We start from the raw sequence: 3,895 nt of genomic DNA on the forward strand, positions 1-3,895 counted from the left end.
CGAGACTTGGCGACGAAGGAGCCTAGTCGCAGCGGTGAGGGTGATCGGGCGGCTGCGTGAAAGGTTTCGCAGTTTGACACCTGCAGCTACATTCCGGGAACGCACCCCCACCCAACCCTCCCCCATCAAGGGGGAGGGCTTTTGAACCTAGCTAGTCATGGCCGAAACTCTACAATCCCTTATCGCCGCCGAGGCCCTGCAGCCGGTCGATCCGCGCGTCACCGACTTTGCGCGTGCGATCATCGCCCCGTTCGGCGAGACGGCGCGTGCGGCGATCTTCTACGGATCGTGCCTGCGTGAGGCGCAGCTCGACGGGCTGATGCTCGATTTCTACGTCATCGTGTCCGATTATGCGGCGGCCTATCGCGCGGCGAACAAGGCCGGGTGGATGGCTCGCGCCAATGCGCTGATCCCGCCCAACGTCTTTCCGGCGGCGCATGGCACGCTGGCCGCCAAATATGCCGTGTTGTCCGAGGCCGACCTGGCCAGGGCGTGCTCGATGCAGGCGGGCGATGTCTCGGTCTGGGCGCGCTTTGCCCAGCCGGTGCGGATCGTGTGGAGCGCCGATCCCCTGGCGCAGGCCCGGGCACTCGATGCGCTGTGCGCCGCTCCGGTGACGCTGCTGCGCCATGCCGCGCCGGTGGCCGATACCGCATCGCCCGATCCGCTGCACATCTGGCGCACCGGCTTTACCCGTACCTACGGCGCGGAATTGCGCGCCGAACGCGGCGACCGGCCGGACAAGGTGGTCGATTTTGCGCCCGACCATTATATCGCGGTCGGCGCGGCGATCGCGCGCGAGGTGCCCGATCTGGCCGCGATGCCGCGCGCCGAGGCAGAACGCCGCTGGGCAAGGCTGCGCGCGCGCGGCAAGCGGCTGACCGTCGCACGGCTGGCCAAGGCGAGCTTCACTTTTGCCGGGGGCATCGATTACCTGGCCTGGAAGATCAACCGACACGCCGGAACGCAGATCACGATCCGGCCCTGGCAGCGCAAATGGCCGCTGGTCGCGGCGGTCGTGCTGGTGCCGAAGCTGCTGAAAAGCGGGGCAGTCAAGTAGCGCCCATCCGAAACGAAAAACCCCCCTTCCGGTCCATCCGGAAAGGGGGTTGATCGAATATCGGCTCAGGCCATTGAGTTGTCGGTAACGGCCGTTGCGTTTCCCCTACGGTCGAACCGCAGGTCGGTTCCGACCCGATGCGATTAACGGATCAGGCTCAGTACGCCCTGCTGGCTCTGGTTCGCCTGGGCGAGCATCGCGGTCGAGGCCTGCGCCAGGATCTGCGACTTGGCGAGGTTGGTCGATTCTTCCGAGAAGTTCGCGTCCTGGATGCGCGAGCGGGCTTCCGACAGGTTGGTCGAACGGTTGACGAGGCTCGACACGGTCGCCTGCAGGCGGTTCTGGCTCGCACCCAGGCTTGCCTGAGCGGTGGTGATCGTGTTCAGCGCGCTGTCCAGCGCGGTCAGCGCTGCCGCCGGGTCACCCGTGCCGGCAAGAGCGCCGATATCGACGGTGTCGATCGCGAGGCCTACCGTGGTGACGTTGGCGAGTGTGATGTTCACCGTGTCGCCCGAAGCGATGCCGGTCTGGATCGCGACAGGGCCGGCGGTGTTGAGCAGCGACACGCCGTTGAAGGTGGTCTTGTTCGCGACATCGTTCACCTGCGCCTTCAGCGCGGTGACTTCCGCCTGCAGGTTGGTGCGGTCGCTGTCTGCCAGCGTGCCCGAAGCCGATTGCACCGCCAGCTCGCGCATACGCTGCATCATGTTGACGATTTCGTTCATGCCGCCTTCGGCGGTCTGCGTCAGCGAAATGCCGTCATTGGCGTTGCGGACGGCCTGATTGAGGCCGCGGATCTGCGAGGTCATGCGGGTCGCGATCGCGTTGCCGGCCGCGTCGTCAGCGGCGGAGTTGATGCGCTTGCCGGTCGACAGGCGGTCGATCGACTTCGACAGGCTCATCTGGGCCGAGGTCGAAGCGTTCGCAGCACGGAGTGCCGAAACATTGGTACCGATTACAGTCATCTGTGGTTCCTTCCACGTTCCTGGGGCGGCTCCAAAAAATGTAGCGGCCTCAATGACTAAGACGGTGGGGCTGGCGGGCGGTTAAGCAGAAAGCGTCAATTTTTCGACTGACGCGTCAATTTTCCGACGCACCGCCGCGCCAGCCCCTGTCGTCATTAGCGGATCAGGCTCAGCACGCCCTGCTGGCTCTGGTTGGCCTGGGCGAGCATCGCGGTCGAGGCCTGGCTGAGGATCTGCGACTTGGCGAGGTTGGTCGATTCCTCGGAGAAGTTCGCGTCCTGGATGCGCGAGCGCGCTTCCGACAGGTTGGTCGAGCGGTTGACCAGGCTCGACACGGTCGCCTGCAGACGGTTCTGGCTGGCACCCAGGTTCGCCTGTGCGGTGGTGATCGTGTTCAGCGCGGTGTCGAGAGCGGTCAGCGCGGTGCCGGCGCCAGCAGCGGTGCTGATGTCGATCGTGCCGATGGCAAGGCCGGTCGCACCGGTGGTGACGTTGGCAAGTGCGATGTTCACCGTGTCGCCCGAGCCGATGCCGGTCTGGATCGACACGGGGCCTGCGGTGTTCAGCAGCGACACGCCGTTGAAGTTGGTCTTGCCCGCGACGTCATCAACCTGCGCCAGCAGGGCGGTGACTTCCGCCTGCAGGTTGGCACGGTCACCGCCAGCCAGCGTGCCCGAAGCCGACTGGACGGCCAGTTCGCGCATACGCTGCATCATGTTGGTGATTTCGTTCATGCCGCCTTCGGCCGTCTGGGCCAGCGAGATACCGTCGTTTGCGTTGCGAACCGCCTGGTTGAGGCCGCGGATCTGCGAGGTCATGCGGGTGGCGATGGCATTGCCGGCCGCGTCGTCAGCGGCGGAGTTGATGCGCTTGCCGGTCGACAGGCGATCGATCGACTTCGACAGGCTCATCTGAGCCGAGGTCGAAGCGTTGGCAGCGCGGAGTGCTGCGACGTTCGTTCCGATAACAGTCATAAGTTGGTTCCCTTCACGTCTTCCTTCCGGCAGCTCGTAAAAGGAGCGGCCTCACCATCTTTGACGGTGAGGCCGACGGAGAATTAAGCAAAAAGCGTCAAATTTTTGTCGAGCGCGTCAAATTTCTGACTGATCGACCTTCTTATCGCCTTATCGGATCAGGCTGAGCACGCCCTGCTGGCTCTGGTTGGCCTGGGCGAGCATCGCAGTCGACGCCTGGCTGAGGATCTGCGACTTGGCTAGGTTGGTCGATTCCTCCGAGAAGTTCGCATCCTGGATGCGCGAGCGCGCTTCCGACAGGTTGGTTGCGCGGTTGACCAGGCTCGACACGGTCGCCTGCAGACGGTTCTGGCTGGCACCGAGATTCGCCTGTGCGGTGGTGATCGAGTTGAGCGCGGTGTCGAGCGCGGTCAGCGCGGTGCCTGCGCCAGCGGCGGTGCTGATGTCGATCGTGTCGATCGACAGCCCGGCCGCAGTGACGTTGGCGGTCGCGATGTTGACCGTGTCGCCCGAGCTCACGCCGGTCTGGATGGCGATGGTCGGAGCAGGAGCCGGTGTCTGCGGCACGTTCAGCAGCTGCACGCCGTTGAAGGTGGTCTTGTTGGCGACGTCGTTGACCTGCGACAGCAGGGCGGTGACTTCCGCCTGCAGGTTGGTGCGGTCGCCGGCGACCAGCGTGCCCGAAGCCGACTGGACGGCCAGTTCGCGCATGCGCTGCATCATGTTGACGATTTCGTTCATGCCGCCTTCGGCCGTCTGCGCCAGCGAGATACCGTCGTTCGCGTTGCGAACCGCCTGGTTGAGGCCACGGATCTGCGAGGTCATGCGGGTGGCGATGGCGTTGCCGGCCGCGTCGTCCGCAGCGGAGTTGATGCGCTTGCCGGTGGACAGGCGAT

The 3,895-nt window shown here is 64.9% G+C and carries 4 protein-coding genes; 1 reads left to right on the forward strand and 3 read right to left on the reverse strand.

Annotated features, from left to right (window positions below):
* The first annotated feature begins 157 nt into the window (after positions 1-157).
* Positions 158-1,060, forward strand: coding sequence for a hypothetical protein (locus AX735_RS02175; protein ID WP_066274942.1), 903 nt, complete (start codon positions 158-160; stop codon positions 1,058-1,060).
* 143 nt (positions 1,061-1,203) lie between these two features.
* Here the strand turns inward: AX735_RS02175 and AX735_RS02180 are convergent, their stop codons facing one another.
* From AX735_RS02180 to AX735_RS02190, 3 genes are all read right to left on the reverse strand, one after another.
* A complete protein-coding gene (locus tag AX735_RS02180) occupies positions 1,204-2,025 on the reverse strand; it encodes a flagellin N-terminal helical domain-containing protein (protein ID WP_066274950.1) in 822 nt (273 codons plus the stop codon).
* Positions 2,026-2,180: 155 nt separating this feature from the next.
* A complete protein-coding gene (locus tag AX735_RS02185; RefSeq protein ID WP_060979436.1) occupies positions 2,181-2,999 on the reverse strand; it encodes a flagellin N-terminal helical domain-containing protein in 819 nt (272 codons plus the stop codon).
* A gap of 150 nt (positions 3,000-3,149) precedes the next feature.
* On the reverse strand, positions 3,150-3,895 hold a 746-nt coding region (locus AX735_RS02190), incomplete at its 5' end, for a flagellin N-terminal helical domain-containing protein (protein WP_066274952.1).

Origin of the sequence: Blastomonas sp. CCH1-A6 (assembly GCF_001556365.1) — a bacterium.
Classification (GTDB): domain Bacteria; phylum Pseudomonadota; class Alphaproteobacteria; order Sphingomonadales; family Sphingomonadaceae; genus Blastomonas; species Blastomonas ursincola.

Bases quoted from the DNA above. Each gene is read 5' to 3' on its own strand.
- AX735_RS02175 (WP_066274942.1), top strand. From the start codon at position 158: ATGGCCGAAACTCTACAATCCCTTATCGCCGCCGAGGCCCTGCAGCCG.
- AX735_RS02180 (WP_066274950.1), bottom strand. From the start codon at position 2,025: ATGACTGTAATCGGTACCAATGTTTCGGCACTCCGTGCTGCGAACGCT.
- AX735_RS02185 (WP_060979436.1), bottom strand. From the start codon at position 2,999: ATGACTGTTATCGGAACGAACGTCGCAGCACTCCGCGCTGCCAACGCT.